The organism is Halobiforma lacisalsi AJ5 (assembly GCF_000226975.2).
GTDB classification, from domain to species: domain Archaea; phylum Halobacteriota; class Halobacteria; order Halobacteriales; family Natrialbaceae; genus Natronobacterium; species Natronobacterium lacisalsi.
In genome coordinates this window covers 421,686-447,888 of the sequence record NZ_CP019285.1, presented here as the reverse complement: position 1 = coordinate 447,888, position 26,203 = coordinate 421,686, and the positions used below count along the sequence as shown (strand labels likewise).

Below are 26,203 nucleotides of genomic sequence, written 5' to 3'. Positions count from 1 at the left end.
GGGACCATCAGTTCGGCGGCGACACCTCGACCCGGTCGGGCCACACGCGGACGGTCGCCCCGTCCACGTCGAACGAGACGAGCGACACAGCCCGGTCGCGCTCGAGGTCGTCGTCGGTCCGGAACAGCGCGTCGAGCGCCTCCGGATCGACGTAGTCGTAGAGCCGAGTGTTGGTGCTGGTTACGTCTTCGTCGCGAAAGCGTGCCAACGCCGTCGCCGTCGCGACGCTCGGCGGTTCCCCCTCCGTTCGCTCGTAGCGGACGCACCGACGGTACTGTCGGCCGCCGGACTCGCGTATCCTTCCTTCCGTCATGTCTCTCCGTCACGTCGCCGTGACTTCTACTGGATACCCCAACGTCACCGGGTATATAGTTTCCGTCAGACGACATTTCTTGAGAAGGCGACGGTCACGGCAAGCGACTCGTTCAGTAACGGGTCGCGAAGAAGTCGGACACTTCCGCCGCAGTCGGTGCGCTACGGGCTCCCTCCCGACTCGCCGTGATCGCGCCGCAGGCGTTTGCGTACTCGAGCGCGCGTTCGACGTCGCCTCGGCCGTCCTCCTCGAGCAGGACGGCCAGGAATCCGGCGGCGAAGGCGTCGCCCGCGCCGGCCGTGTCGACCGGGTCGACGTCGAACCCCGGGTGTTCGTAAGTCGCCTCGGGCGTGTGGACCTTCGCCCCGTCGCCGCCGTATTTGACGACGACGATCCGGTCGTCGAACGCCGAGCCGACGTACTCGTACTCGTCCTCCAGCAGGGCGGCGATCTCCCGGTCGTTCGCGAAGAGGACGTCCGCTGTCGCGAGCGCATCGCGGTACTCGCGCCTGCGGTCCTCGAGTCGTCGGCCGGGATCGAAACTGACCGTCGCGCCGCCTTCGCGCGCCGTCGTCGCGATCGCCGCTGCGGTATCGGGTCGCTGGCTGGTCAGATGGACGTGGTCGGCCGCCCGGATCCGGTCGCGATCGAGGTCGTCCGGGCCGACGGCCTCGTTGACGCCGTCGTTGCCAAGCACCGCCACCTCGCCGTCGTCGTCGACCAGCAGGTACTTGACGGCCGTCTCCGCGTCCTCGACCACGCGCACCCCCTCGAGGGAGACGCCCGCGTCTTCGAGGTCGCGGCGGGCGAGGACGCCGTTTTCGTCGTCGCCGACGCTGCCGATGAGACCGGCCTCGACCTCGAGACCGGAGAGCGCGGCGGCGACGTTGGCGGCGCTGCCGCCGCCGGACTGGCGCTGAGAGCGGATCGCAGCTTCGCCGTCAGGGCGGGGAAAATCGTCGATACGGAGCGTCACGTCCCAGTTGACGTGACCGGCAGTAAGGACCTTGACCATAGTAGACGGTAGAACGTCGGTGCCCGCGGGGAAAAGTCTAGGCGACGAGGAACAGCAAGACGTTGTGGGTGCCCGGGCCGAGACCGACGGCAGCGACCAGCGCGAGGATCGTCCGCGCCTCTCCGGGACGTTCCTCGACGTACTCCGTGAACAGGCCCAGGATCGCCAGCGCGAGGGCGGCCTTCACCACGACGAACACCCACCCGCCGCCGACGTACTCGGCGGTCGGGAGCGCCTCGCCCGCCTCGAGCAGCAGTTGCGAGAGGGGAACGTTCTCGCCCGCGCCGAGGACGTCGTAGCCGACCGCAGTGGAGACGCCGTCCAGCACGTGCCCGAAGACGACGACGACGCCGGTCATGCCGGTGATCGCCGCGACGTCGGTAAACCAGATCCCGAGCGCGAGCCACGCGAGCGCGGTGACGATCCCCGAGAGGACGACGGCGATGACGGGCCAGAACGGCTCGAAGGTGCCGGCAGCCCACCCCAACTGGAGCGCGAACATCGCGAAGACGACGAAGAAGCCGGTCCCCGTGACGCCGACGAATCGCTCGATCGACCGCTGGAGTCCCGCTGCCTCGAGGAAAATCCCGAGGATCCACACGAGGCCCCCGACGATCGCCGTCACCAGGTAGACGCCGGGCGAGGTAAACAGCACCGCGATGCTGTCCGGATAGGCGCCCAGTTGGTGCAACACGTGCAGGGCCGACCCGAACATCATCCAGGGAACGAACGCGACCACCGTCCGGTCGGTTACCGGCGGCTCGAGCGCCCACAGCATCGCCAGCACGCCGCCGAGGACCACCAGGATCGCCACGAGGAAGTACCACGGCGGGAGCACGAACCCCTCTGGTAACACCATATGCGTACTGGTACGTACCAGTCACAAACACTTTCCGATCGAACCCGCCGGGAACCCGGCCGTTGGGCGTCCGTATGTAGTGTTCGTCTGCCGTGCGTCAGACGTTCGAGGCCCCGAACGACCGGCTCAGACTTCCCAGGGCTCGCCGGTCGTTTCGCCGAACAACTCCCGCATTAGCGTGACGATGCTCTCCGGCGGGAACTGGCCGCGCTCGGTGACGATCGCATCGACGTGTCGGGGCGGGGTGACGTCGAACGCCGGGTTCTCGACGGAGAGTCCGTCGTCGTTCGGCGCGTCGGCGACGATGTCAGCGCGCTCCTCCGGGGGCAACACCTCCTCTTCGGCGCGCATTTCGATCTCGACCGTCTGGCCGGTCATCGTGTCCGGGTGGAGCTTGATCGTCTGGGCCGCGACCATCACCGGCACGCCCCGTTCCCGGGCGTTGACCGCGAGGCCGCTCGTGCCGATCTTGTTGATGACGCTCCCGTCGGCAGCGATGCTGTCCGCGCCCACCAGCACGTGGTCGGCCTCGTCGAGGTAGCGCCGCGCCGCGTTGTCGACGACCAGGGTCACCGGGACGCCCCACTCGCGGAGTTGACGGGCCGTGATGTGGCCCTGCTTTCGCGGCCGGGTCTCCTTGACGATCGCCTCGATCTCCTTCCCGTCCTCGAGCGCGGCCTCGATACAGGACAGGGCGTCCGTCGAGTGGCAGTGGGTCATCACCACGTCGCCGTCCCGGAGCCGGTTCGCGCCGATCTCGCCGAGTGTCACCTGGGCCTGCTCGAGGTCGGTACGGAACTCCTCGGCGCGGGCGGTCGTCGTCTCCCGCAGGTCGGCGACGGTTTCGCCCTCCATCCCCCGGAGGACGTACCGGAGCGCGTTCGGGAGACTGACTGCGGTCGGCCGCGTCTCGTAGAGGGTCTTCGCGGCGGTCCGGAGCTGTCGCTGGAACGCCGCGGGAGAGTCGGCGTCGCTGCGCTCGGCTTGGATCGCGAGCGCCTCGGCGGCCGCGTCCGCGATGGTCGCGGCCCCGCGGATCCGCATCTCGGCGATGTCGTCCGCGGTATCGACGACCGCGGCGTCGACGTCTACGGTCCCGTCGGAGGGGTGGTTCTCGTTCATGGGGAGCGGTTGGTGCCCCCGAACCAAAAGGGATCGGACGGCTTTTTCACGATCCGGCGAATCGGTCCGCTATGGACCGCAGCGAACTCGCGCCCCTGATCGATCACACGGTACTCGGTCCCGAAACGACCCTCGAGGACGTTCGCTCGCTCCTCGACGAGGCCGCGGAACACGGGATGAACGCCTGTATCCCGCCCTACGCGGTCGAGGAGGCGGCCGACTACGCCCCCGACGTGACGCTCGCAACCGTCATCGGCTTCCCTCACGGCCAGCACGCCCCGGAGATCAAGCGACGCGAAGGGGTCGCGGCCTGGAAGGCCGGCGCGGACGAACTCGACGTGGTGATCAACGTCGGCCGCCTCAAGGCGGGCGACACCGACGCCGTCAGGGACGAACTCGCCGAACTCGTCGCCGCCGTCCCGATCCCGGTCAAGGTCATTATCGAGACTGCGCTGCTGACCGACGAGGAGAAACACCTGGCCTGCGAGGCCGCCGAGGAAGCGGACGCCACGATGGTCAAGACCGCCACGGGCTTCGCCGACGGCGGCGCGACCGTCCCGGACGTCGAACTCATGAGCGAGTACCTCCCCGTCAAGGCAAGCGGCGGCGTCGGCAGCTACGACGAGGCGATGGCCATGATTGACGCCGGCGCCGAACGCATCGGGGCCTCGAGCGGGGTCGCGATCCTCGAGGGTGCGCCCGCGCTGGACGAGGAGTAACAGTAGTTGGAAATGCGGTTTCGTTATACGCTGAACAGGCGCAATACCACAGCCTTCAGGCCGTGGATACGCGCCGTCACTCCGTGTTACGCGCCATAAACTCCGATAGAGTTGGATATTCCACGCCGAACATAGATTTTAATACTCTATATTTCATAACTGATTATGGACACGGTACGATGTTGGAGACAACCCGCACCTACGTCGCACGCATCACGAACCACAGTCAGGTTCGTGACGATCTCGACCAGTGTGGGTTCGCAGCATCCAAACTGTGGAACGTCGGACGTTACTACATCCAAGACCGGTGGGACGAAGACGGTGAGATTCCCGGCGAAGCCGAGTTGAAATCGGAGTTGAAAGGCCACGAACGCTACAGTGATCTGCATTCTCAGTCAAGTCAGCGAGTTCTCGAAGAACTTGCTGAGGCGTTCAATGGTTGGTTCAACTCCGACGACGGCAACAACCCACCCGGTTATCGGAAACGTGGCGACCGACACCCGCGCTCCACCGTAACGTGGAAACAGAAAGGTATCAAGCACGACGACAAGCACGGCCAGCTTCGCCTCTCGAAAGGTTGGAACCTGAAAGACGGACGATCTGACTTCATCCTCGCGGAGTACGAAACTCGACCCGACGTAGAAGTGGAGAACATTCAGCAGGTGCGTGCCGTCTGGAACGGCGACCGCTGGGAACTCCACCTCGTCTGCAAGAAAGAGATTCCGGTTGAAGATGCTCCCGGAGATAAGACGGCGGGCATCGACCTCGGGATCAGCAACTATCTCGCCATCGACTACGAGGGCAGCTCGAAGGAGCTGTATCCGGGGAACGTGCTGAAAGAGGACAAGCACTACTTCTCCCGTGAGGAGTATCAGACGGAAGGCGAGAACGGGCCGTCAAAGCGTGCGCGGAAAGCCCGCAGGAAGCTCTCCCGGCGCAAAGACCACTTCCTCCACACCCTTTCAAAACACCTCGTGCAACGGTGTGTTGAGGAAGACGTTGGGAGGATCGCGGTCGGCGACCTCAGCGACATCCGCGAAGACGACAGCGGCGACTCGCGGGACTGGGGAGCGTCGGGGAACAAGAAACTCCACGGCTGGGAGTTCGACCGGTTCACGAATCTGCTCGAATACAAGGCTGAGGAACACGGCATCCTCGTTGATCGCGTAGACGAGGAGAACACCTCAAAGACGTGCTCGTGCTGTGGGCAGATTCAGGAGAGTAACCGTGTGGAGCGGGGGTTGTACGTCTGTGAGTCGTGTGGAACGGCGATGAATGCAGACGTGAACGGTGCGGTGAATATTCGACGAAAGATAACTCAGAGTCCCCCAACGGGGGATATGAGTAACGGCTGGTTGGCACAGCCCGGAGTCTTCCTGTTCGACCGCGAGAGCGGACGGTTCACACCGAGAGAGCAGGGAGTCTGCAAACCCTAATATCCCAACGCTGAGCAAATCGGAGATTTGCGATGTACGCGAATCTTCGATTCGCTTGACTCGGGATTCCTCCGCCTTCAGGCGGAGGAGGATGTCAATCGGAGTGAGTCGTGAAAATCGCGGTAAGTATAGATTCCGTATCGTACTTGTTTCCAGTAGCTGTAGTTCAGTGTATGCGCCCTGCCCTCCGATACACCATTGCAGTAGGTGTTGGACTGATAGTCACAGTTCTGGCCGCGGAATTCGCCACAACTGACCTTCTGATCACGCTTTCACTGTTTCCGCTCTACAGTGCTCTCACATCGATGATTTTAGCGCATAAGGAACAGTTGCTGTCACTTTCTCGTGGAAGTCCTACCCGGTCTGCACGGAAGCGAGGGGCTATTATCGGTGGTATTGGAGCATTTACTGGGTCACTGCTTCTTCAAGCGTCACTTCCCGCCGGGGTTGCAGGGTACGGACTGATGCTTCTGGGCATGGTCGGATCTATCGCTGGGATCAACGATTCATAAGCACCTGTACTGACCGAACGGCCCGAGTCAGTTGCGAATCGAACTCTGAATACAGAAATCGTGCTACTATCTACTGGTAACGGTCGGGCGCAACTACTTCTTTTCCCCCTCGAGGATCCGCTCGATCAGTTCCGAGTCGTGGTCGCCGAGCGCCGAACGGATCAACAGGTGGCCCCCCAGGACCGACGGACTGATCACGGTGTCCGCGCCGGCGTGCTCGAGTTTCTTCGTGTTCTCCCGGTCGGTCGCGGCCGCGACGATCCGTGCGTTCGGCGCGAGTTGCCGGGCCGTCAGGATCGCCAGCGCGTCCCGGGCGTCTTCCTCCGTCGCGACCACGATCCCCGACGCGCGGGCGATCTTCGCACGCTCGAGCGGTCCTTCGTCGCTCGGATCGCCCGTGACCACCGATACATTGCGGTCGCCGAGTTCGTCCGCCGCGTCCTGATCGTTCGTTACGACGACGAACCCCCGACCGCTCTCGGCGAGTTCGTCGACGATCGGTTCCGTCAGTTTGCTATAGCCCAGCACGAGGAGGTGATCCTCGAGCAGTTCGAGTTCGGAGTCGGTCATCTTTCCCAGTGTCTTCGTGATTCTCGCCTGGATCGCGGGGCCGACGAGCGCCCCGATCGCGATACCGAAACTGGCCACCCCCAGTACCAGCACCGACATCGTAAACAGCATCGCCGCCGTCGAGCCCGGATTCGGCGTTACGTCGCCATATCCGACCGTGCTCGAGGTGATCAGCGTGAAGTAGAAGGCATCGAGGACGGTATCGATGGCGTCGAAGTGGTCCCGCAGGGCGTAGCCGCCGATGGTACCGTAGAACTGGACGCCGACCAGCGCGGCCCCGGCGGCGATCTGGGTCGTCGACAGCGACAGCGAGGCGGTAAACCGGCTTCGGGTGACCAGCAGGACGGGGATCGAGACCAGCGACAGGACCACGAGCGGGAGCGAGTACGGGCTGGCCTGGAGCAGCCCCTGGGCCGCGGTCAGGGGCAACAACAGCAGCGTCGCCCACCAGCCGGCCCGCAGCCCGCGCCGGAGCGCGAGCGCGCTCCCGACCATCAGGAAGCCGGTGAGCGCGCCGGTAAAGCCCGCGGCGTTCCGGACGGCGTCCGGCAGGAGCGGGGCGAGCGGCCCGTAGACGGCGTCGGTCCCGATGTTGACGATGGCCGTCGCGACCGAGAGCAAGGCGACCGTCATCGCGAGCAGCACGGCTGCACGTGCCGAGAGGATCCGTCGGGGGAGCCCCGCTCTCGCTGGAGGTCGAGGCGACCGGGAATCGGCCATACTCTCCGCTCCGCCTCGTTATTATAAACGTCTTCGTTCTCCGTCGGTTCCCGCTCGAACCCACTTTCCGGTACACGTTTACCCATCCCGTACGACCCGTCCACAATGGCGCTTCCGGTCGAAGTACTGCTCGGGCTCTATCTCGGCCTGCTCACCGGTATCGTTCCGGCGTTCGTCTCCGGATCGCTCGGGTTTCTGGTCCGATATTTCACCGGGGTGACCCTCCCCGGGTTCGGCGTCGTCGTGCTCGCGCTGTCGATCGCCAGCATCCAGGGCGGCCTCCTCGGACTCGTGGAACCGACGATCGCGCAGTCGCCGCGGTTGCTGGTCGCGGTTCTGGTCGTGCTCATGCTCGCGCTCTACGCCCACAACCAGGGCGACAAACTCGGCGCGGAACTCCCCCACCGGGTCTCGCTGACCGCGCTCCGCCAGCGGACGCTTTCGGCTGACGTCGTCGAACTCGTCGGATCGATGGGGCAAGTAACCGTTCGACCGACCGGCGAGATCCGGGACATGGAAGGCTACCCGCCGTTGTCGCCCGAACTTCGGCGCTCGCTCGAGAACGGCTTCTGGCGGCTTCCGGCCGACCTTCCGCTGTCGGAACTCGAGGTTCGACTCGAGGAGCGGTTGCGGACCGAGTACGACCTCACGGACGTCGAGGTGACGATCGACGAACGGGCCGGGGCGACGATCGCCGCGGCTCCGCCCACGGGAACCCTCTCGCGGCGGGTCCCGGAGCGAGCGCAAGCGGTCTCGCTGACGACGCTCGTCCCGACCGGCCTGGCTCGCGGCGACTCGGTTGCGATCCGCCTCGACGGTCGGTCGATCACGGGGACCGTTCTGAGCGTTCGAAGCGAAAGGGACGCGGATGGGTCGGAGGCGGTCGGAACGGGGGACGCAATCGAGCCGACCGCGACCGACGATGACGATGCGGCAACGACTGAAACGGGTGAGATCGGGCCGGCCACGAAGCCGAACCGGTCGACTGGAGCCGTCGGCGGTCCCGGACGGGTGGCCGTCGCCGTCCCTCGCTGGGACGTCAGGCCCCTCCTCGAGGCGGATCGACCGCACCTGATCGTTCGTTCGCGGGGCACGAGCCGAGAGTTCGAGGCCCTCGCGCTGGTCAAGCGGGCCGGGTACGCGATCCGCCGGCTCACCGTCGACACGGCCGGCGGAATCACAGGGACGACTGCGGACGAAACCGTCGAGTCCACCCCGACCGACGTGACGATCCTCGCGGTTCGTCGCCAGACCGTCACTGCCGACGGTCACAGGAGCGGGTTGACGTTCGCCCCCGACCTCGAGTCCGGGCTCGATCCCGGGGACGAGGTCTTCGTCACGGGGCCGTCGGACTCGATAGCGGCGCTCGAGGAGGCGACGAAGCCATGATCGCCGTGCAGGCCGCGTCGATACCGGGACAGGTCCCTTCGGAAGTGCTGTTCGATGCGCTCGTCAGACTGCTCTCGTTTACGCTGCTGGCCAGCGGAACGGCGACTTGTGCGGCGGCCGCGTTCCGATGGTACAGCGCGGATTCGGTCCCGGAGGGCGTGGCGATCCTGGTCGGCATCGCGCCGGTGGCGATCTGGCTGAACACCCAGAGCGCGTTGCAGGACGCGATCATCGGGTCGACGTCGCTGCTCGACGCCGAGACTGCCGTCTTCACCATCGTCGCGTTCGTCGCCAGCGCGATCGCCGCCGACGGCGGCCGCCGACTGGGCGACCATATCGCCCGGGACGTCCGCTGGATGGCCGGCTCGCGAACGATCGACGACGTCGGACAACTCCTCCGGACGGCGGGACGCGTCGTCGCCGTCGAACTCCCGGCCGAGATCGACGACGTCGACGGCTACGACCCTGTCGACCCCGCCACGGCGGACGAACTGGCCGGGCAGACGTTTCTGCTCCCGCGCCGTCTCTCGACCGAGCAGTTGCGCGAACGCCTGATCGCCCGTCTCGAGCACGATTACGGGGTCGGCCACGTCGAGGTCGAGATCGGCGACGACGGCACCGTCGAGTCGCTGGCGGTCGGCGGCCGGCCGACCGGAATCGGGCCGACGCTCGGCCCGGAGACGGTCGCGGTCGCGCTTCGCGCTGACCCCGCACCCGACGCGAGTCCCGGCGACGCCGTCGGAATCTGGCTACAGGACGGCGAGTCGACACGGCCGCTCGCCGAAGGGGAACTCAGGGGAGTCGCGGGCGACACCGCGACCGTCGCCCTCGACGCGGAGGACGCCGCCGCCCTCGAGGCCGACGCCGACTATCGACTCGTGACGCTTCCCGGTACTCCCGGCGGCGAGCGGGAACTCGTTTCGCTGCTCCGGGCGGCCGATGAGACGGTAACGACCCGCACCGTCGACGCGGCCGACCCCCTCGAGGGGACGACCGTCGGCTCCCTGCCAGGGTTCGTACTGGTCCTCCAGCGGAGCGACGAAGCAACGAACGAAGGCGAAACCGAATCGGGGGGGATCGTCCCGGTGCCGTCCGACGAAACCCGGCTCCAGGTCGGCGATACGGTCTACGTGTTGGGTCGACCCGAAACGCTGCGGCAACTCGGGGACGCGAACGGAGCGACCCGCCGGGAGCGGTAGCTACTTGCCTCCGGCACGGATACCGCCACGCATGGCCACGGAGTGGAAACTGTTCGCCGACCTCGCCGAACGCGCAGGGGAGAAACGCGTCACCGTCGAGGCCGCCGCCGGCGACACCGTCGGCGACGCCCTCGAGGAACTGCTCGCGGACCGGTCCGACCTCGAGGACCGCGTGCTGGACGAGGAGGGCGAGCTTCGCTCCCAGATCAACGTGCTCCGCAACGGGACGAACGTCCTGATCGAGGAGGAGGGGCTGGAGACGGAACTCGAGGGCGGCGACGAACTGGCGCTGTTCCCGCCGGTCAGCGGCGGCTGATCGTCTCTCGCTCACTCCTCGGGGGCGACGACCTCGACCGTCAGGCCGTTCGGCTCGTACGCGTTCGCGGCGTACCCGCCCTCGTTCCACGGGAAGGCGTCGTCCTCGAGCGCGTCGCGCCAGGCGTCCGGTTCGGAGATGCGAGCCGGCTGTCGCCGCCCCTCCGCGTCGGTCGCCCGCGACAGCAGCGCGTGAGTACCGGGTTCGGCCACCCAGTCGTACCGGAACAGTCGCCACGCGCCGGCGTAGTCGGGACCGAACAGCTCCGCGTCGCCCCACGTCCCGCCGCCGTCGGTCGACAGCTCGACCCGTTCGACGGCGTCGTCGCCGGCCCAGGCGACGCCCCTAATCTCGACCTGCCCGTCCGGATCCGGCGCCACCGCTGACCGTCCGTCCGGCGCGCCGATCACCGACATCACGTTCGCGTCGAAGGTGTAGGGATGGTCGACCGCGCCCTCGAGTTGCTCCCACGTGTCGGTCGCGGGTACCGTCTCGCACTCCTCCGGTTCGGCCCCTGCGGGGTGGATGCGGTAGGATTCCTGCTGCCAGACGGCGTGATCGCCCGGGCGGTCGAGCGCACCGTCGACGACCATCCCGTCCGCGACTCGCAGCTCTTCGACCCACTTGACGTTGTTGACGCCGTACCAGCCGGGGACGATCAGCCGGAGCGGATAGCCGTGCTCCCGCGGCAGCGCCTCGCCGTTCATCCCGTAGGCGAGGACGGCGTCCTCGAGTGCCTTCTCGAGCGGAATCGACCGGGCGAACACGTCGTCGCCGTCGGACCGGTCGCCGCCGACCGCAGTCAGCCAGCGGCCCTCGGCGTCGTCGACCCCGAAATCCCGGAGGATCGCACGGACCGGCGCGCCGGTCCAGACTGCGGTCGCCGCCGCGTCGAATCCCCACTGGACGCTGCCCGTTTCGGGCTCGTGCTGGCCGCGCCCGTTGCCAGCACACTCCATCGTATGGGCGACCGCGACGGTCGGGTACTCCTCGCGGACGGCCGACGGGGAGAGGCTCCCCTCGAGTTGACCGGTGAGCGAGACGGTCCACGCAGCCTCGTCGGCGTCCGGGATATCGTTCCGGTGGCAGACGAAGTGCTCCTCGATCGGTGTCAGCCAGTCCGCGAACGTGCTCCGGTCGGCGGCGCCGACGACGGTGTACTTGTCCGCCTCGTCGCGAACCGGACTGACGCCGCCGGCTTTCGCCTCCACGATCGCGTCGATCTCTTCGTGTCGGGTTTCTCGTGGGTTCTCGGCGACCATACCCGCTCCACCACGGCCAGCGACAAGTACCGTTGCCTGCCGACGGCAGCAGACGAAGCGAGACGGAACGTTGGGAGGAGGAGAACCGTTCGCTCGAGGCGTCGACGGCCCGAAACCCGGAGACGCTAGCAGGCCGTCAGGTCGACCCCGAGCACGAAGTCCGGCTCCTCCGCCAGACCGGCCCCGGCGAAGGCGGCGTCCGTGACGAACCGAGTCGTCTCGGGGATCAACACGCGGGTCTCGTCGGCGCCGACCGCCGCAGCGTCGCGGGAAATCGCCGCGAACAGCGGCCGGGCCGCGTCGGCGTCCTCCCAGCCGGCGACGCCGTACTCGGCCCACGTCGTCTCGGTTCCGTCGTCGTTCTCGCGGTCGTAGGTCCGGGTCCGGTAGGCTGTCGCGGCGAGCCCCTCCTCGCGTTCGACGGCGAAGACGGCAGTTTCGTCCGCGAGTCGTTCGAAGTCGGCCCGCGTCAGTTCCCGCAGCGCCCACGTCTCCTCGGGTGCCATCCCGAGGCCCTCGAGGCGTTCGCGGGCGTCGCTGTGGGTCCAGTAACGCCACGCGGCGTGGGGGTCGCTCGTGACCCGTGCCGGCCCCGCGGCGGGGTCGACGCCGGCGTCCGGATCGGGGTCTGGTTCGGCGAAGCGGAACTGGGTGACCGGCTCGAACCCGCTCGAGCGGGCCGCCGCGAAGGAGGCGGTGTTCCAGGAGTGGATCAGGATCCGCCCGACCGTCGCCCCGCGCTCGCGGGCCCACTCGAAGCAGGCCTCGTTGAGCCGGCGGCTGATCCCTCGTCCGCGGTAGTCGGCCGCCACGCGGATCCCCTGGAACCAGGCCTCGTCGGGCGAGAGCAACACGGCCTGGACGATGCCGACCGGCGTCTCCTCGACGGTCGCGAGGAACGTCTTCTTCCGGTCGCGTTCGTCCTCGTCCTCGAGCCAGTCGTGGTAGATCTCGGGGATGTAGTCGCCGCCGCGGTCGTCCCAGATGTCCTCGGTGAACGCGCGGACGCCCTCGTAGTCGTCGTGGGTCGCTCGCCGGATCCGAATTTCGTCGTCGCTATCCGTCACGCTATCCGCTTCGATCGAAGGGTTCGGACTCATCGATCGCTCACTCCCAGGGGACGGATCGCTCCTGCAGTTCGCCGGCCAGGGACGTGCTCATCGCCTCCTCGACGTCGTCGGCGTTCTCGAGCGCCCACATGAGTTTGACTTTCGCCGTCCCGGGCAGGGTGTCGCCGGCCTCGATGACGCCGGCCTCGAGCAGGTCCCGGCCCGTGTCGTAGACGCGGTCACAGACCCGGCCCTCGAGACACTGGCTGGTCATCACGACGGTCGTCCCGTCGTCGACGAGTTCCTCGATCCGCGGGATGAGGTCGGTGTGGACGTGACCGAGGCCGGTCCCCTCGAGGACCAGCCCGTCGGCCCCCTCGACGACGTCGAGGAACGCGGGGTCCATCCCGGGTGTGAACTTGAGCAGTTCGACGTCCTCCGCGAGGTCGGCCTCGAGCGCGAGGTCGCCGTCGTCTCGGGTTCGGTATTCCCGGTAGAACGTGACGTCCTCGGACTCGTAGTCGACCTCGCCGAGCGGTTCCGCGCCGATCGTCTCGAAGGCGTCGCGTCGCGAGGTGTGGTTCTTCCGGACGCGGGTGCCCCGGTGGAGCGCACAGCGGTCGTCGCTCTCGGAGGCGTGCATGCAGACGAGCACCTCCGCACAGTCGCTCTTCGCGGCCTCGACGGCACAGACGGCGTTCATCACGTTGTCCGAGGAGGGGCGATCGGCCGAGCGCTGGGACCCGGTAAAGACGATCGGGACCGGCGTCTCGAGCATGAACGCGAGCGCGGATGCGGAGTACTGCATCGTGTCGGTGCCGTGCATGACGACGACGCCGTCCGCGCCCGCTTCGATCTCCTCGCGGACCGCCTCCGCGAGGTCCTGCCAGATCGGCGGCTCCATGTTCTCCGAGAGGATGTTCGCGACGACGCGGCCGCGGTAGTTCGCCCGGCCCGCGAGATCCGGGACCGCACGCAGGACGTCCTCGGCGTCGAACTGGGCCGTCACCGCGCCGGTCCGGTAGTCGACCGTCGAGGCGATCGTGCCGCCCGTCGAGATCAGCGAGATCGTCGGCAGGTCGTCGTCGAACTCGATCTCCGAGGCACCGTCGTCGCCGCTCGCGCCGTCGATCTCGTAGACGTCCTCCTCGAGTACCGTCGCGTCGGCCTCGTCGCGATCGATGCCGACGTTGTAGCCTCCCTCGAGTTTGACCACGAGGTGATCGTCCGAACTCGAGGGCAGCAAGACGCCTTCGTACGTGCGATCGTCCCGGTCGACGCGAACGCGATCGCCTGGTTGCATGCGCGAGGGTTGCGCGCCATCGGACTTGAAGGCACGCTTTCGCCGCCGTCCGCCGGGCGGCTACGTCGCGAAGCCGACGACGATGAGACCGAGGCCGGTCAGGAGCAGTAATCCCGCGATCAGCGCCGTCAGCAGCCGGATGGACGTGAGCGATTCCTCGTGGAGATCGAGTCGGGAGTAGAGGTGTCGTGCGCCGGTGAGTATTCCGATGGCGATGGCGCTCACGATGGCCCCCAACACGATCAGTTCCGTACTCACTGTCGGTCGTACCAGCCCACCGGGCATAAAACGCCGGTCGCGTCGTCACGACGCGAAGGAGGGTAGCGTCGCGGCGGCTACGGCCCGTGCGCTGGCTCCCCGGGGAAAGGCCCATGATCCCGGCGGGCGTCCGTTCGACCATGAGCGATCGCTCGGACGAACTGACCGAGAGCCGCGAGCGGGAGTCCGGGACCCCCCGCTCGACGGACGACCTCCTCGAGGAAACGGAGCGATTGCTCGAGGAGACGGGGACGGGAGGGGAGACGAAATCGGGCGGCGCGAGCGGCGTCGACGACTCCTCGAGTGCCGGGCTCGGATCGGCTTCCGAAACTGGGTCCGAACCCGAACTCGATCCCGGACCGTCGGCCGCGGAGCCGGCCACCGACTCCGATAGTTCGTCCGTCCTCTCCCGTTTCGTCCCGAGTCTCCCCCGTCCCGGACCGATCTCGCGCGGTGACCTCTTCTCGCCCAAAGCGTTCCTCGCTCTGGTCCTCCTGATCGGGACCGGTCTCCTCGCCGGCGGCACGGTTATCCCCGTCGCTGGCCGGCTGATCGGGATGTTCGCCGTCGCGTTCCTCGTCGGCCTCCTGGCGTCGAAGCGACGCTACCTCGAGATGGCCGCCGCCGGCGTCCTCTCGAGCGGGCTGGTAACGCTCGTGACCGACCCGTTGCTCGCGGTGGCTGGCAACACGCAAATCCTCCTCGCGGTCGGCGCGACGGCCGGTCTGGCGACGACCGTCATCGGCTACTACTTCGGGCGGGACCTGCGGGCAGGACTCTCCCGTGACGTGGACTGAAGCCTCGAGAACGGAGTGACCGGGCTGATGACGGCGAATCCGACTGGACCGGACCCGACGTGACCCGACCCGGCTTGATCCGACCTGACTCGACCTGGCCCGACTCGATCCAGACCTACGACTGCTGGGACCGCGTCCCCTCTCGCGTCAGCTCCCAGCCTCGCTCGGTCCGCCGAACGACGCCGTTGTCGGCCATCACCTCGAGCAGTTCCGCGACGACCTCGCGGGGCGCATCGATGTCCTCGCTCAGCTCGCCGACCGATTTGGGCTCCGAGCGAACGCTCGTCAGCAGGTCCGCGTAGATTCGGCTCTCCGGACCGGCGTCGACCGCCTCGGAGATCCGGTCGAGGACGTCACAGAGCCGCCCCTGAACCCACCGCTGGGCGAGCGAGAGTTCGTTCTCGAGCTGTTCGAGGTCGTCGAGCACCTCGAGCAACTCGTCGAGGTCGTCGGTCTGCTCGAGGGAAACGTCCAGCGAGAGGTGCCGACAGGTCGTGATGTCGAAGCTACTGTTCGCCGGATAGGCACTCTTGCTCGCGAATCCGTACGGGGAGACGGTGACCTCGAGCCGGACGTTGCGCGCGATGTGGAAGTACTTCCGTCGCTGGTCGTCGATCCGGCTCTCGATCAGGCCCGCCTCCTCGAGTTTCCGCAGGTGTTCGATGACCGCCTTGGGACTCACGCCGAGGTAGTCGGAAATCTCGGTAACGTAACAGGGCTTCCGGGCGAGCAGTCGAAGGATCCGTCGCCGGTTCTCGTTTCCCAACAAGTCCAGCAACGCGGCGGAGTCCATCGACAGCGGGTATGGTATCGGCGCTGAAAAGGGTGTCTGCTCGTCCCGGGTATCGATTAAAACGGCCCGCCCGATGCAGCCGGGTCCGTGGTCACCTCGCGGTGGTTCCCGGCAACCGTCGGCTCGTCTACCGTCGCGTTCGAGAATCAGGATCGATCGTACAGCACGGTCGCGGTCGACCCGGTCGGGTCGGTATCGACGTCGTGCGAGCGAGCGGAGCGGTTATTGTCCGGGAGTACTGCCGTCTCCGCCGTCGTTCTGTCCCGGAGCAGAATCGGACTGGTCGCTGTCGTTTCCGTCGTCGCTCTGTCCCGGAGCAGAATCGGACTGGTCGCTGCCGTCTCCGTCGTCGCTCTGTCCCGGCGGAGCGGGCTGGCCGTTTTCGTTGCCATCATCGCCCTCGTTCTGATCGTTCTGATCGGTTCCTCCGGCTGCGTTCTGGCCCGGTGTATCGCCGGATTGACCCGGCGTCGAGCCGTCGTCCGTCCCGTTCTGTGGGCCGCCAGGACCCGCGCCAGGCGTCGAGTTATCGGCCTGACCCGGTGGCGTTCCGTTCCCTTCGCCCGGGGTCCCGGACGGTCCCCCACCCGGTGTATCGCCGGACGCTCCCAGACCGAGGCTCCGTGCCGTCGCGTTGACCTCGGGATCGGCGAGTCCCGAAGCGTTCTTCTCGAGGGTCTCGAGACGGTCACTTCCCAGGCCGGCCGCCTCGGCTCGTGGTTTCGTCCGATCGATCTCCCGCTCGAGCGCCGCGATTTCCGCCGTCAGTTCCCCCAGCCGGGCCTGATACTCGCCTGTCGAGCGGTTCTCGTCGCTCCCGTTTCGCAGTTCGGCCCGCTCGGCCTCGAGCTGGGCGAGGCGGTCCTCGAGGTCGTCGGTACGGTTGGCGATCAGTTCGGTCCGCTCCTCGTCGTCGGAGCGTTCGTACTCGGCGTCGAACATCTCGGCCTCGACCGACCGCTGCGTGTCGGCGGCGCTCGACTGCATGAACGTCGCAACTGTCGTATTGGCGGCCTGGTCGGTATCGGAATCCGTCGACGCCAGCGCCGCATCTGCCCCCGTTTCGGTCTCGACGTCGGCGAACGCCCCCGCGACCGCACCGGCTGCAACCGGGGCGATCGAGAGGCCGACGACGGTGACCGCGAGAAGGACGACCGTCCGAGTCGGGATCATCACGTGGCCTTTCGCCCGAACCCACTAAAAATGCGAATATTCGTTCGCACAGTTCACTCCGGTCCGTTACGGTATGAGATCCGTTCCGAGCGTTTAACCCTCCCTCACAATCGCCCGCTGTTCGTCCAGGTTCGGTTCGAGGGTCGGTCGTGAGTTCCCGTCGCCGATGACCGCGAAACTCGAGTGCGAGGGCGTCGCGGGACGACGCTGAATGCAATACGGCTTAAATCTGTTCGCAAATAGTTATCCCGCTCGAGGCCATGTGTATAGTTACCATGTTCGAGGTATTCTCGCGTAGCTACTATCTCGGACGCCTCTACGTGACACCGACCGACGAGGACCGTGCGTTCATGCACAGCGACCAGCACGAACGCATCAACGAGCACGTGTACGCCACCGGCGACGGGCTCGAGCGACTCGATTCGCCGCTGGTGATGAAACTCGAGTCCCGGCACTTCCCGGTCCACGGCGACGAGAGCGTCCCCGCGAACACGCTCGCCGTCCCCGAGTCGATGCTCGAGGAGACGGACGTGCGGAATCCGCCCTCCCTCCGCGAAGTCTTCCTCGCGCGTCGCGAGCGGGCACAGCAACTGCTCTCGTTCGCCGGCGGCTGGCAGCCGCCGGGCGTGGAATCGGCGGACGACCCGTCGGGCGGCGACGACTTTCCGAACGCCGGTACCTAGAAGTAGTCACGCTTCGCCTTTTCGTCCGAATGCTCGACCTCGACGAGTTGCTCGGACGCGCGTCGTTGAAGGAGCGGATCGACGAACTCGAGGCGGAGAACGAACGGTTGCAGGCCCAGTACGAGGCCGAATCCGACCGACGCGCCGAGGCGGCGACCGCCAGACAGGAGGCCGAACAGCGGGTCAACCGGCTCGAGGACCGGATCGCCCAGCTCGAAGGCGAACTCGAGCGCCTGGAGAGCGACGGCGACGGCTCCGGGCTCGAGGTTCGACGGCGGGAACGGCTCCGGGGGACTCGGCTCGCGGAGGTACTCGATCGCCTGGGTTCGTTCCGGACCGCCTCCGAGGGTGCCCTGACAGCTGTCGTCGGGGCCGACGACGGCCCCGGTATCGCGGATCTGGTGGCTATCGACGGCGACCTCGAGGACGTGCTCGGTCGCGAACGGCTGGCGCTGGTCGACGACGCCGCGCCGTGCCTGCTCTGTGTCGACGACGCCGGACTCGTCTCCGTCACGCTCGATCCGCCCGTATTGCCCGACCGGGAACCCGTCTGGGACGACCGGTTCGACCTCGAGCGGGAGTGGTTCCGCCCGACGGGTCGTCACGCGCTCGCGCTCGTCCGCACCGATCTGTTCGCGGTCGGGATCTACGAGGACGACGAGCGACTCGAGACCCACGGGTTCGAGAGCGACGTGAAGGGGAGCCACTCCAAGGGCGGCTTCTCCCAGGCCCGGTTCGAGCGCATCCGCGACGAGCAGATCGACGACCACCTCGAGCGGTGCCGCGAGGCGCTCCGGGAGCAGGTTGGCGATGGAGCCGTCGACCGGCTCTATCTCGCCGGTCAGCGCGGCGTCGTCGAGACCCTCGCCGAGGAAACGACAGTCGACCCCGCGCCCGCGGCGACCGCCGCGGTCGATGCGACCGGCGATCCGGAGTCGGCACTCGAGGACGCCTACCGGTCGTTCTGGACGACGGAACTGCGGGTGCTGTAGCCGTCAATTCGGTCGCCGTTCGCCCCTCTCGTCGGCGCCTCGTCGCGGTGCCGTCGCGCCTCTCGTCGAACGTTCATCACGACGCCGTCGGGTCTTTCGATCCGCGGACGGCGCTGTTAAGTACCCCCTGATCCATGTGGCCACCATGCGCATCGCGATACTCGCTCACGAGAAGTTCCCCGACCGGGCCAAGACGGCCCTCGGCGTGCTCCGGTACGCCGACGACGACGTCGTCGCGGTTCTCGACCGGGACGCCGCCGGCGACCGCGTTGCCGACCACGTCGGCGACGTCCAGGACGCCCCGATCGTCGAGGGGATGGACGACCTCGAGGCCGACGCCGTCGACGCCCTGCTGATCGGTATCGCACCGATCGGCGGCGGCTTCGACGAGAGCTGGCGCGACGACGTCCGAACGGCACTCGAGAACGGCTGTGACGTCATCTCCGGTCTCCACTACTTCCTCTCGGAAGACGAGGAGTTCGTCGAACTGGCCGACGAGTACGGCTGTGAACTCCGGGACGTCCGCAAGCCCGACGACGACCTGACGGTCGCCGAGGGCGTGGCGGGCGACGTCGACGCGGAGATCGTTCTGACCGTCGGCACCGACTGCTCGGTCGGCAAGATGACGACGACGATGGAACTGGCCCGCGACGCCCGGGAAGCGGGCTACGACGTCGGCGTCATCCCGACGGGGCAGACCGGCATCATGATCGAGGGCTGGGGGAACCCGATCGACCGCGTCGTCAGCGACTTCACGGCCGGCGCGGTCGAGGAGATGATCCTCGAGAAAGGCGACGAGCACGACTATCTGCTCGTCGAGGGACAGGGAAGCATTATCCACCCCGCATATTCGGCGGTCACCTGCGGCATCCTGCACGGCTCGATGGCCGACCGGCTGTTGCTCTGTCACGACGCGGGCCGCGAGGTCGTCCACGGCTACGAGTCGTTCGACCTCCCGTCGATCCCGACATACGTCGACCTCTACGAGAGCCTCGCCGCGCCGATCAGCGACGCCGAGGTCGTCGCCGGCGCGCTCAACACGTCCGATCTCGACGAGGAAGCCGCCGAGAACGCCGTCGACGAGTTCGCCGCGGAACTCGACGCCCCGGCGACGGACGTCATCCGGTACGACACCGACGAGGTGCTCGAGGTGCTGTTCGAATGAGCCTCGAGACGTCGTTTACCCGCCGGCGGCTCCCACTGGAGTTTCCCTTCACGATCTCTCGGGGGACGACCACGGAGACGGAGGTCGTGACCGTCCGGATCGAGGACGAGAACGGGACGGTCGGCGTCGGCGGAGCCGGTCCTTCCGCACACTACGGGGAAACCGCGGCCACCGTCGAGGCCGTCCTCCCGGACCTGCTCGCGGTCGTCGAGGAGGTCGGCGACCCCCACCGGCTCGACCGCATCGAGCGCCGACTGCGCGAGGCTGTCGAACGAAACCCGGCCGCCCGGTGTGCCGTCAGCATCGCCCTCCACGACCTCGTCGCGAAGCGACTCGAGGTGCCGCTGTACGAGTACTGGGGGCTCGATCCCGCCGACACCGTCGAATCGTCCTACACCATCGGGATCGACGACACCGAGACGATGCGGGAGAAGACCGAAACGGCCCTCGAGCGCGGTCACTCCACGCTGAAGGTCAAACTCGGCACGGACCGCGACCTCGAGATCGTCGAGACGATCCGGGATGTCGCGCCGGCCGACGAGGTCCGCCTGTACGTCGACGCCAACGAAGCCTGGACTCCGCGGGAAGCGGTCCGCAAGATCGACGCCCTCGCGGCCTACGATCTCGAGTTCGTCGAACAACCGGTTCCGGCCGAGGATCCGGAGGGGCTGAAGTTCGTCTACGAGCGCGCTGCGCTGCCGATCGCGGCCGACGAGTCCTGTATCACGGTCGAGGACGTGCCACGGATTGCGGACCGCTGTGACATTGCGAACCTGAAACTGATGAAATGCGGTGGTCTCCGGGAGGCCAGACGGATCGTCCACACCGCCCGCGCCCACGGCCTGCAGGTGATGTGTGGCTGTATGAACGAGTCGAACGCCTCGATCGCGGCGGCCTGTCACCTCGCGCCGCTGCTGGATTACGCCGACCTGGACGGCTCCCTGCTGCTCGCCGACGATCCCTACGACGGGGTCCCGATGCCGGGCGGCCGGATCGACCTCGAGTCGCTCGACCGGACGGGTACCGGGGCCGTCCTCGAGTGAGGACGGCGGCAGCGGAACTCGCGGGCTCGCCTTTCGATTTGCGTCAAGCGTCGGTCTCGAACACTGTCACGTCGACCGCAAACATGGTTTACAACGGTGGTCGGTGGAGACGCCCCCGGCATGAGCGATTCAGGCGAAATCGACGAGTCGAGGCTGTCGCGCCGAACGGTGCTACGGGCCGTGTCCGGCACGGTCGCGCTGTCCGTCGCGGGCAGCGGTCGGGTCAGCGCGTCCGGATCCGGATCCGGATCCGGGTCCCGGGGGGACCTGCGGTCGCTGTTCGACGGACGCTGTCCCGACGCGACGCTGCAACCGAGTATGGGGTACTGTGCGGACTCGAGTACGGCGGGCTGTACTGACGACCACCCGGAGACCGTGGAACTGCAGCGAGCGGTCCGCACGTCGCTCGAGACCCAGTATCCGGACGTCGGCGCGTTGGTCGACGCGGGATTCAGGCCCTACTTCGACGTGTTCGGCGGGGGTGAAGGGTGGTCCCACTGGTTGAGCCCGGCGCACATCGGCGACGAGGGGGTGGTCGACCCCGAGCGGCCCGAAGCGGTGCTCGTGGACAACGATTCGTGGCGCTCGATCGGCGTGATGTTCATCGCGACCCGGGACGGCGAGCGGGTCGAACCGCCGACGATCTACGACGCGGACGGCGCGGTCGGCGGCGATGATCACGGCGACGCCTCCGGACACGGCAAAGGACACGAGGAGCCCCCCGCGAACGATCCGTCCCGCTGTGCCCCCTGGCACTACCACGCCGGGCTTCCGGGCCGGTTCGCGTGGTGGTTCTATCAGCAGGTCTACGCACGCGAGGCTGGCGGCGACGTCACCGCCGACACCGACGTCGCGTTCCCCTGTCGGACCCCCTGCATGATGCACGTCTGGATCGTCGACCACCCCGAGGGCGTCTACGCCCACGACGGGCCGCCGCCGGAGTACCGACAGCGTCCGCCGGCCGAGGACCCCGGGTTCGAGACCGACGCGACGCCCGGCGAGGACGAACTCGGCTGGGACGTCCTCCCCGACGAGGTCGTTCCCGATCGCAAGCCGAAGTCGTTCGCCGCGTTTCCGTTCGACCGGTAGCCTACCCTATTTATAGGGGAAACCGGAAACGATTGTGTATGGGATACGATACCGCAGCCAAAACCGACCCGGAATCGGTCGTCCCCGACGAGTTCGGCGGCATGTGGTTCCTCAAGGAGGAACTCGACGCCGACCACGTCGGCGTCACGGTACTCGAGCTCGCCCCCGGCGGCGAGGGGAAGCCCCACGACGAGTCAGAGACGGGCCAGGAGGAGGTGTACTACGTGGTCGAGGGCGAGGTAGCGGTCGACCTCTTCGACGACGGCGAGGTCGACGAGACGGTGTCCCTCGAGGTCGACGAGGCGATCCGGCTCGATTCCGAGCAGCGCCGTCAGATCCGCAACGGTGGGGACGAACGCGCGAAACTGCTGCTGGTCGGCGCGCCGCTGTAGGCGCTCGACGATCGGTCGTCGACGATCGGATCCATCGCCTGGCTCCGTCGTGCGTCGTGCGTCGTGCGTCGTGCGTCGTGCGTCGGCCAGGACGGAATCGATTGTTTCGGTCGAACGTACTCGAGTCGGACCGACCGATCACGACTGGCATTCTCGGAGGGCGCTCCGCCGCTGAGCGCCGGTGACCGAACGATTTCCCGCTATCTCGCGACGGGATGATGTTCGGGACAGGAGCTTACTCTCATCCGACAGTAGCCCCTGCTACGCGTTTAGGCTGGCCTAAATACCCCGCGTCGGTCGCCGACTCGAGGAGGCTGGCCGAGATCCCAGAGGTGACAACAATGACGAACGTCTCCATCGACCCGGACGCATCGCTCGGCGATCTCGTCGAATCGAACCCCGAATTCGCTCCCGTCTTCGAATCGCTCGGCATCGACTACTGCTGTGGCGGCTCCCAGTCCCTCTCGGCGGCCTGCGAGGCAAACGACCTCGAGATCGAGGCGGTCCGTGATCGCCTCGAGGGGGCGCTGACGGACGACGACGCGAACGACACCGCGCCCGAGTGGAACTCGCTGACCCAGCTGACGAACGTCATCGTCTGGGAACATCACCGGCCCCTGCGTACTGACCTCCCGGATCTCGAGGCCCTCGTCGAGAAAGTCGCCCGGGTACACGGCGACTCCCACCCGGAACTCCGGGAGGCCGAGGCCGAGTTCCGCGAGTTGAAAGCCGACATCCTCGAGCACGTCGACGATGAGGAACTGATTGCCTTCCCGATCGTCAAGAAGCTCGATACCGGCACTGAACTCGCCGCCGACGAGCGCGAGGACCTGCTCGCGGAGATCGAGAGCCTCGAGGATGACCACGACGAGACGGCCGCCCGACTCGAGCGGCTGCACGAACTCACCGACGGCTACCAGCCCCCGGAGGACGCCTGCATGAGCTACCGCGAGATGCTCCGCCGCCTCGAGGAACTCGAGCGGGACACCCACATGCACGTCCACCGGGAAAACAACGTGTTGTTCCCGAAGGCGGCGACGAAACTCGAGGAGGCGTACGGCGTTCGGCCGTCGCCGTCGGGCTGACTTCGGCTCCGGCCCCAGCACCGGCACCCCTCCCTCACTCCCAGTCGATCTCCTCCCCGCGGCTCGACTCCCGGAGAATGAAGGGGCCGATGGCCAGCGTCCGCTTCGCCATCGTCGCGATCCGGAGGAGGAACGCGATCAACAGCAGGAACGGGGTGACGGCGACCGTCGCGGCGGCCGCGACGATCCACACCAGGACGTCGACTCCCAGGACGGTCCCCGTTACTACGTCGGCGTCGAAAAACAGCAGCATCGACATCGTCACTACGAGCGCGGGGACCGCGACGTACATCATCGCCCGCGAGAGGTTGATCAGTTCCCACTGGAAGTACAGCGTCTTGAAGTGCTCGCGGGCGAGTCCGAACAGCTTCAGCGACTCGAGCAGTTCGTCGTACGCTGCCTCGGCCTCGTCGGTGAACGAATCGGCGTGGGCGTTTTTGATCCGGCGCGCCCGGAAGATCTTCCAGGAGTAGTTGTAATCGAGCGCGGCTTTGAGGACCTCGTACGTGCCGAACTGGGCGTCCTCGAGATCGTCGCGGATCGAGTCGGCGTGCGCGGTGAGGTTGTCGACGAAGTCGTCGACCCGATCGATCAGTTCCTCGTCCCGGCTGTCGGAGACGGCCTCGCGGAAGTCGGTCGCGCGCTTGTCCGACGCCGCGATGATCGCCCGGACGAACGAGGACGGCTCCGGCGGGCTGATCGGTGCGTCGATCGCCCGCTCGATGTCCTCGCGAAAGTCGAGTGCCCCCTCGAGGCGCTTGCGCTGATCCTCGACGGCCCCCAACTCCTGGGAGAGGACCAGCGAGTTGATCGTAACCACGAGCGTGACGCCGGTGATTAGCGCGGTCGAAAGGGCTTGAAAGAGGGTCTCGACTGGGTCGCCCGTCCCTATGAGCGCCCTGAGCGAGACCGGGCTGAGTCGAGCGACGACCAGCAGGCCGACGAAGACGAAGACGACGAGAAGGCCGGTGACGAGCCACCGGTTCGCGTTCAGCAGGAGCCAGTGGACCCAGGTCGGGGACTCGCTGCGTCGGGCCATCGTGTCGCCGGGCTGGGAACCGTCGCCGCTCATCGCTCGAGGATGGTGGTACCACGGTAGTTCGGAAATAAGTACGGCAGGCGACGCGCGGGATGAACTCGGTCCGTCCGTGGGCAGCGAGTCAGCCCAGATCCTCGTCCCGCTCGGATTCCCGGAGGATGAACGGGCCCATCGCCAGCGTTCGTTTCGCGACCGTCGCAATCCGGAGGATGTAGGTGATGAAGACCACGAACGGCGAGATCCCGATCACGAATCCCACGCTCGTGACCCACACGAGGTTGTCGATACCGAGGAAAGTGCCGGGCAACGCCTGGCCGTCGACGTACATGAGCATGATCGCCACCACAGTCAGTGCCGGCACCGAAATGTAGAGCAACGCCCGCGAGAGGTTGATCAACTCCCACTGGAAGTACAGCGTCTTGAAGTGCTCGCGGGCCGGCCCGAACAGTTTCAGCGTCTCGATCGTTCGGTCGAGTTTCTCTTCGGCGTCCGCCGAGAGCGCGTCGGCGTGATCCGCACGAATCTGTCGGGCATCGTAAATTTTCCGCGAGTAATTGAAGTTGAGCGCGTGCCAGATCACCCCGAAGGTACCGAACTGGGCGTCTTCGAGGCCGCTCTTGACGCTCCGGGCGTTTCCGGTCACGTCCTCGACGTAGTCGCCGATCTTCGCCCGCAACTCCTCGTCGCGTTCGGTCTCTACTTCCGCCTCGAGTTCCCTCGCCCGTTTCTGGACGCCCTCGACGAGTTCGAAGAGGAAGGCGGCGGGTTCGGGCGGGCTCGCGTCCTCGGCGATCGTGTCTTCGACGCTCTGCCGGAACTCCATCGCCTCGGTCATGCGCTCGCGCTGTTTACCGACCGCGCCCAGTTCCTGCGAGAGGACGAGTTGGTTGATCGTCACGACGATCGACGTACCCGTGATGATCGCTCCGATGAACGCCGAGAAGAGGTACTCGAGGCCGTTCTGCTCCTCGATGATCAGCCGGAGCGGCGTGAGTCCGAGCCGGCTGGCCGCGACGAGGACGAGGAACACGACGGTCAGGACTGCGCCGGTGAACACCCACCGGTTCACCTGGAGCAACACCCAGTACCGCGGTCCGCCGAGCCGATCGCCGGTGCCGGTTCCGTCGGTGCGTCCCCCCTCGTTCGACTCCGAGTCGCCCGAGTCGTTCATCGGCTATCGGATCCGACGACGGCGGCGAGTAAAAGACCGGGCCCGGGAGGTGACGGCCCCGAAAGCCAATACGGGCGATCGCGTCGGCCGAAACGACGGTCTCGGGAGCGTGACTGTCAACGCGGCCTTTTGGCGGCGGTCCTCGTAGTCCCGCACGACATGAGCGCTGAGAGTGCTCCCGGGTCCGACGGGATCGGCACCGGAAACTGGCTGTTCGGCGGGGCGATCGGCGGCGCGGTCGGATCGTTGCTGTTCGGCCTGGTGCTCTGGCTCGTCGATCCGACAATCGTTACCGAGGCGATTCCGGCGATATACGGGATCGAACCGACCGGTACCGCCGGGTGGACCTTCCATCTGGCCCACGGGCTCGTCCTCGGCGTCGTCTTCGGCGCGCTCATCAGTCGTGGCCCGATCCTCGGGACGGTGACGGCCGACGTCGAGACCGGGTTCCTCGCATCGATGGGGAACGGCCTCCGCTTCGCGCTGGCGGGCATGGTCTACGGGCTCGCGATCTGGGCGATACTCCCCCTGATCGTGGTGCCGGCCTGGGCCGGGATCGGAGGAATCGAGGAGCCAGGGTTCCCGGTGTTGGCCTTCGAGAGTCTTCTCGGTCACCTTCTCTACGGGCTGTTGCTCGGCGGGTTGTTCTCGGCGGTCGCCGATACGGCCCCGAAAGCGAGGGATGCCGAGGCCCCCTTCGAGGAGGCGTCGGACTCGCCGCGCTCGTCCCGGGAGTGAC

General features: G+C 66.9%; 27 protein-coding genes. 14 read left to right on the top strand and 13 right to left on the bottom strand.

The window, feature by feature from the left end; genetic code table 11:
- Nucleotides 1-7 precede the first annotated feature (7 nt).
- The 4 genes from CHINAEXTREME_RS02075 to CHINAEXTREME_RS02060 form a co-directional block, all read right to left on the bottom strand.
- The gene (locus CHINAEXTREME_RS02075; protein WP_007142164.1) at nucleotides 8-313 is read right to left on the bottom strand and encodes a HalOD1 output domain-containing protein; all 306 of its coding nucleotides are present in this window, start codon (nucleotides 311-313) and stop codon (nucleotides 8-10) included.
- Nucleotides 314-425: 112 nt separating this feature from the next.
- Nucleotides 426-1,328, bottom strand: a complete 903-nt coding sequence (locus tag CHINAEXTREME_RS02070) for a carbohydrate kinase family protein (RefSeq protein WP_007142165.1) — start codon at nucleotides 1,326-1,328, stop codon at nucleotides 426-428.
- A gap of 37 nt (nucleotides 1,329-1,365) precedes the next feature.
- Nucleotides 1,366-2,187, bottom strand: coding sequence for a DUF63 family protein (locus CHINAEXTREME_RS02065; protein WP_007142166.1), 822 nt, complete (start codon nucleotides 2,185-2,187; stop codon nucleotides 1,366-1,368).
- Between the two features lie 126 nt (nucleotides 2,188-2,313).
- Nucleotides 2,314-3,309, bottom strand: a complete 996-nt coding sequence (locus CHINAEXTREME_RS02060) for a ribose 1,5-bisphosphate isomerase (protein WP_007142167.1) — start codon at nucleotides 3,307-3,309, stop codon at nucleotides 2,314-2,316.
- 71 nt (nucleotides 3,310-3,380) lie between these two features.
- Between CHINAEXTREME_RS02060 and deoC the strand changes: the two genes are divergently transcribed.
- Both deoC and CHINAEXTREME_RS02050 read left to right on the top strand, forming a co-directional pair.
- On the top strand, nucleotides 3,381-4,028 hold the full coding sequence (gene deoC, locus CHINAEXTREME_RS02055; protein WP_007142168.1) for a deoxyribose-phosphate aldolase: 648 nt from the start codon (nucleotides 3,381-3,383) through the stop codon (nucleotides 4,026-4,028).
- Nucleotides 4,029-4,207: 179 nt separating this feature from the next.
- Nucleotides 4,208-5,464, top strand: a complete 1,257-nt coding sequence (locus CHINAEXTREME_RS02050) for an RNA-guided endonuclease InsQ/TnpB family protein (protein ID WP_010546467.1) — start codon at nucleotides 4,208-4,210, stop codon at nucleotides 5,462-5,464.
- Nucleotides 5,465-6,069: 605 nt separating this feature from the next.
- On the opposite strand, the gene CHINAEXTREME_RS02040 is transcribed toward CHINAEXTREME_RS02050, so the two are convergent.
- Nucleotides 6,070-7,266: an NAD-binding protein gene (locus tag CHINAEXTREME_RS02040; RefSeq protein ID WP_029601461.1), complete on the bottom strand. Its 1,197-nt coding sequence runs from the start codon at nucleotides 7,264-7,266 to the stop codon at nucleotides 6,070-6,072.
- Between the two features lie 105 nt (nucleotides 7,267-7,371).
- On the opposite strand from CHINAEXTREME_RS02040, the gene CHINAEXTREME_RS02035 reads away from it, so the two are divergent.
- Genes CHINAEXTREME_RS02035 through CHINAEXTREME_RS02025 form a run of 3 tightly spaced genes read left to right on the top strand, consistent with a single transcriptional unit; the run spans nucleotide 7,372 to nucleotide 10,170 of the window.
- Nucleotides 7,372-8,655: a TrkA C-terminal domain-containing protein gene (locus CHINAEXTREME_RS02035; protein WP_007142171.1), complete on the top strand. Its 1,284-nt coding sequence runs from the start codon at nucleotides 7,372-7,374 to the stop codon at nucleotides 8,653-8,655.
- Nucleotides 8,652-9,854: a TrkA C-terminal domain-containing protein gene (locus tag CHINAEXTREME_RS02030; protein ID WP_007142172.1), complete on the top strand. Its 1,203-nt coding sequence runs from the start codon at nucleotides 8,652-8,654 to the stop codon at nucleotides 9,852-9,854. Before CHINAEXTREME_RS02035 ends, CHINAEXTREME_RS02030 begins: the two co-directional genes overlap by 4 nt.
- A gap of 31 nt (nucleotides 9,855-9,885) precedes the next feature.
- Nucleotides 9,886-10,170 carry a ubiquitin-like small modifier protein 1 gene (locus CHINAEXTREME_RS02025; RefSeq protein ID WP_007142173.1) on the top strand — a complete coding sequence of 95 codons (285 nt, stop codon included), beginning with the start codon at nucleotides 9,886-9,888 and terminating at the stop codon, nucleotides 10,168-10,170.
- Between the two features lie 11 nt (nucleotides 10,171-10,181).
- Here CHINAEXTREME_RS02025 and CHINAEXTREME_RS02020 read toward each other — a convergent pair whose 3' ends face one another.
- The 4 genes from CHINAEXTREME_RS02020 to CHINAEXTREME_RS02005 form a co-directional block, all read right to left on the bottom strand.
- On the bottom strand, nucleotides 10,182-11,432 hold the full coding sequence (locus tag CHINAEXTREME_RS02020; protein WP_007142174.1) for a sulfite oxidase: 1,251 nt from the start codon (nucleotides 11,430-11,432) through the stop codon (nucleotides 10,182-10,184).
- Between the two features lie 125 nt (nucleotides 11,433-11,557).
- Nucleotides 11,558-12,532, bottom strand: coding sequence for a GNAT family N-acetyltransferase (locus CHINAEXTREME_RS02015; RefSeq protein ID WP_007142175.1), 975 nt, complete (start codon nucleotides 12,530-12,532; stop codon nucleotides 11,558-11,560).
- A 7-nt stretch (nucleotides 12,533-12,539) separates the two neighbouring features.
- On the bottom strand, nucleotides 12,540-13,784 hold the full coding sequence (gene gatD / locus CHINAEXTREME_RS02010) for a Glu-tRNA(Gln) amidotransferase subunit GatD (RefSeq protein ID WP_007142176.1): 1,245 nt from the start codon (nucleotides 13,782-13,784) through the stop codon (nucleotides 12,540-12,542).
- A gap of 60 nt (nucleotides 13,785-13,844) precedes the next feature.
- Complete coding sequence (locus CHINAEXTREME_RS02005) at nucleotides 13,845-14,042, bottom strand: hypothetical protein (RefSeq protein WP_007142177.1); 198 nt, start codon at nucleotides 14,040-14,042, stop codon at nucleotides 13,845-13,847.
- Nucleotides 14,043-14,182: 140 nt separating this feature from the next.
- On the opposite strand from CHINAEXTREME_RS02005, the gene CHINAEXTREME_RS02000 reads away from it, so the two are divergent.
- Entirely contained in the window at nucleotides 14,183-14,839 is a 657-nt protein-coding gene (locus CHINAEXTREME_RS02000) for a hypothetical protein (protein ID WP_029601463.1), read from the top strand.
- A 115-nt stretch (nucleotides 14,840-14,954) separates the two neighbouring features.
- Here the strand turns inward: CHINAEXTREME_RS02000 and CHINAEXTREME_RS01995 are convergent, their stop codons facing one another.
- Both CHINAEXTREME_RS01995 and CHINAEXTREME_RS01990 read right to left on the bottom strand, forming a co-directional pair.
- Complete coding sequence (locus CHINAEXTREME_RS01995) at nucleotides 14,955-15,632, bottom strand: ArsR/SmtB family transcription factor (RefSeq protein WP_007142179.1); 678 nt, start codon at nucleotides 15,630-15,632, stop codon at nucleotides 14,955-14,957.
- Nucleotides 15,633-15,854: 222 nt separating this feature from the next.
- The gene (locus tag CHINAEXTREME_RS01990; RefSeq protein ID WP_076738689.1) at nucleotides 15,855-16,805 is read right to left on the bottom strand and encodes a DUF4200 domain-containing protein; all 951 of its coding nucleotides are present in this window, start codon (nucleotides 16,803-16,805) and stop codon (nucleotides 15,855-15,857) included.
- 275 nt (nucleotides 16,806-17,080) lie between these two features.
- On the opposite strand from CHINAEXTREME_RS01990, the gene CHINAEXTREME_RS01985 reads away from it, so the two are divergent.
- From CHINAEXTREME_RS01985 to ric, 7 genes are all read left to right on the top strand, one after another.
- Complete coding sequence (locus CHINAEXTREME_RS01985; protein WP_007142181.1) at nucleotides 17,081-17,488, top strand: DUF5802 family protein; 408 nt, start codon at nucleotides 17,081-17,083, stop codon at nucleotides 17,486-17,488.
- A 29-nt stretch (nucleotides 17,489-17,517) separates the two neighbouring features.
- Complete coding sequence (locus tag CHINAEXTREME_RS01980; RefSeq protein ID WP_007142182.1) at nucleotides 17,518-18,480, top strand: Vms1/Ankzf1 family peptidyl-tRNA hydrolase; 963 nt, start codon at nucleotides 17,518-17,520, stop codon at nucleotides 18,478-18,480.
- 145 nt (nucleotides 18,481-18,625) lie between these two features.
- Complete coding sequence (locus CHINAEXTREME_RS01975; RefSeq protein ID WP_007142183.1) at nucleotides 18,626-19,645, top strand: DUF1611 domain-containing protein; 1,020 nt, start codon at nucleotides 18,626-18,628, stop codon at nucleotides 19,643-19,645.
- On the top strand, nucleotides 19,642-20,688 hold the full coding sequence (locus CHINAEXTREME_RS01970; RefSeq protein ID WP_007142184.1) for a dipeptide epimerase: 1,047 nt from the start codon (nucleotides 19,642-19,644) through the stop codon (nucleotides 20,686-20,688). Before CHINAEXTREME_RS01975 ends, CHINAEXTREME_RS01970 begins: the two co-directional genes overlap by 4 nt.
- A gap of 120 nt (nucleotides 20,689-20,808) precedes the next feature.
- Complete coding sequence (locus tag CHINAEXTREME_RS01965) at nucleotides 20,809-21,777, top strand: hypothetical protein (RefSeq protein ID WP_007142185.1); 969 nt, start codon at nucleotides 20,809-20,811, stop codon at nucleotides 21,775-21,777.
- Nucleotides 21,778-21,815: 38 nt separating this feature from the next.
- Nucleotides 21,816-22,169 (top strand): cupin domain-containing protein, encoded by a 354-nt coding sequence (locus CHINAEXTREME_RS01960; protein ID WP_007142186.1) that lies wholly within the window; start codon nucleotides 21,816-21,818, stop codon nucleotides 22,167-22,169.
- A 341-nt stretch (nucleotides 22,170-22,510) separates the two neighbouring features.
- Nucleotides 22,511-23,254, top strand: coding sequence for an iron-sulfur cluster repair di-iron protein (gene ric, locus CHINAEXTREME_RS01955; RefSeq protein ID WP_007142187.1), 744 nt, complete (start codon nucleotides 22,511-22,513; stop codon nucleotides 23,252-23,254).
- Between the two features lie 34 nt (nucleotides 23,255-23,288).
- Here the strand turns inward: ric and CHINAEXTREME_RS01950 are convergent, their stop codons facing one another.
- Together CHINAEXTREME_RS01950 and CHINAEXTREME_RS01945 are read right to left on the bottom strand one after the other, a co-directional pair.
- The gene (locus tag CHINAEXTREME_RS01950) at nucleotides 23,289-24,326 is read right to left on the bottom strand and encodes a hypothetical protein (protein WP_007142188.1); all 1,038 of its coding nucleotides are present in this window, start codon (nucleotides 24,324-24,326) and stop codon (nucleotides 23,289-23,291) included.
- Between the two features lie 88 nt (nucleotides 24,327-24,414).
- Nucleotides 24,415-25,464: a hypothetical protein gene (locus tag CHINAEXTREME_RS01945; RefSeq protein ID WP_007142189.1), complete on the bottom strand. Its 1,050-nt coding sequence runs from the start codon at nucleotides 25,462-25,464 to the stop codon at nucleotides 24,415-24,417.
- Nucleotides 25,465-25,623: 159 nt separating this feature from the next.
- Here CHINAEXTREME_RS01945 and CHINAEXTREME_RS01940 point away from each other — a divergent pair, with 159 nt between their 5' ends.
- Nucleotides 25,624-26,202, top strand: a complete 579-nt coding sequence (locus CHINAEXTREME_RS01940; RefSeq protein ID WP_007142190.1) for a hypothetical protein — start codon at nucleotides 25,624-25,626, stop codon at nucleotides 26,200-26,202.
- Nucleotide 26,203 lies beyond the last annotated feature (1 nt).

Coding starts and splice junctions, on each gene's coding strand:
- CHINAEXTREME_RS02075 (WP_007142164.1), bottom strand. CDS start 313: ATGACGGAAGGAAGGATACGCGAGTCCGGCGGCCGACAGTACCGTCGG.
- CHINAEXTREME_RS02070 (WP_007142165.1), bottom strand. CDS start 1,328: ATGGTCAAGGTCCTTACTGCCGGTCACGTCAACTGGGACGTGACGCTC.
- CHINAEXTREME_RS02065 (WP_007142166.1), bottom strand. CDS start 2,187: ATGGTGTTACCAGAGGGGTTCGTGCTCCCGCCGTGGTACTTCCTCGTG.
- CHINAEXTREME_RS02060 (WP_007142167.1), bottom strand. CDS start 3,309: ATGAACGAGAACCACCCCTCCGACGGGACCGTAGACGTCGACGCCGCG.
- deoC (WP_007142168.1), top strand. CDS start 3,381: ATGGACCGCAGCGAACTCGCGCCCCTGATCGATCACACGGTACTCGGT.
- CHINAEXTREME_RS02050 (WP_010546467.1), top strand. CDS start 4,208: ATGTTGGAGACAACCCGCACCTACGTCGCACGCATCACGAACCACAGT.
- CHINAEXTREME_RS02040 (WP_029601461.1), bottom strand. CDS start 7,266: ATGGCCGATTCCCGGTCGCCTCGACCTCCAGCGAGAGCGGGGCTCCCC.
- CHINAEXTREME_RS02035 (WP_007142171.1), top strand. CDS start 7,372: ATGGCGCTTCCGGTCGAAGTACTGCTCGGGCTCTATCTCGGCCTGCTC.
- CHINAEXTREME_RS02030 (WP_007142172.1), top strand. CDS start 8,652: ATGATCGCCGTGCAGGCCGCGTCGATACCGGGACAGGTCCCTTCGGAA.
- CHINAEXTREME_RS02025 (WP_007142173.1), top strand. CDS start 9,886: ATGGCCACGGAGTGGAAACTGTTCGCCGACCTCGCCGAACGCGCAGGG.
- CHINAEXTREME_RS02020 (WP_007142174.1), bottom strand. CDS start 11,432: ATGGTCGCCGAGAACCCACGAGAAACCCGACACGAAGAGATCGACGCG.
- CHINAEXTREME_RS02015 (WP_007142175.1), bottom strand. CDS start 12,532: ATGAGTCCGAACCCTTCGATCGAAGCGGATAGCGTGACGGATAGCGAC.
- gatD (WP_007142176.1), bottom strand. CDS start 13,784: ATGCAACCAGGCGATCGCGTTCGCGTCGACCGGGACGATCGCACGTAC.
- CHINAEXTREME_RS02000 (WP_029601463.1), top strand. CDS start 14,183: ATGAGCGATCGCTCGGACGAACTGACCGAGAGCCGCGAGCGGGAGTCC.
- CHINAEXTREME_RS01995 (WP_007142179.1), bottom strand. CDS start 15,632: ATGGACTCCGCCGCGTTGCTGGACTTGTTGGGAAACGAGAACCGGCGA.
- CHINAEXTREME_RS01990 (WP_076738689.1), bottom strand. CDS start 16,805: ATGATCCCGACTCGGACGGTCGTCCTTCTCGCGGTCACCGTCGTCGGC.
- CHINAEXTREME_RS01985 (WP_007142181.1), top strand. CDS start 17,081: ATGTTCGAGGTATTCTCGCGTAGCTACTATCTCGGACGCCTCTACGTG.
- CHINAEXTREME_RS01980 (WP_007142182.1), top strand. CDS start 17,518: ATGCTCGACCTCGACGAGTTGCTCGGACGCGCGTCGTTGAAGGAGCGG.
- CHINAEXTREME_RS01975 (WP_007142183.1), top strand. CDS start 18,626: ATGCGCATCGCGATACTCGCTCACGAGAAGTTCCCCGACCGGGCCAAG.
- CHINAEXTREME_RS01970 (WP_007142184.1), top strand. CDS start 19,642: ATGAGCCTCGAGACGTCGTTTACCCGCCGGCGGCTCCCACTGGAGTTT.
- CHINAEXTREME_RS01965 (WP_007142185.1), top strand. CDS start 20,809: ATGAGCGATTCAGGCGAAATCGACGAGTCGAGGCTGTCGCGCCGAACG.
- CHINAEXTREME_RS01960 (WP_007142186.1), top strand. CDS start 21,816: ATGGGATACGATACCGCAGCCAAAACCGACCCGGAATCGGTCGTCCCC.
- ric (WP_007142187.1), top strand. CDS start 22,511: ATGACGAACGTCTCCATCGACCCGGACGCATCGCTCGGCGATCTCGTC.
- CHINAEXTREME_RS01950 (WP_007142188.1), bottom strand. CDS start 24,326: ATGAGCGGCGACGGTTCCCAGCCCGGCGACACGATGGCCCGACGCAGC.
- CHINAEXTREME_RS01945 (WP_007142189.1), bottom strand. CDS start 25,464: ATGAACGACTCGGGCGACTCGGAGTCGAACGAGGGGGGACGCACCGAC.
- CHINAEXTREME_RS01940 (WP_007142190.1), top strand. CDS start 25,624: ATGAGCGCTGAGAGTGCTCCCGGGTCCGACGGGATCGGCACCGGAAAC.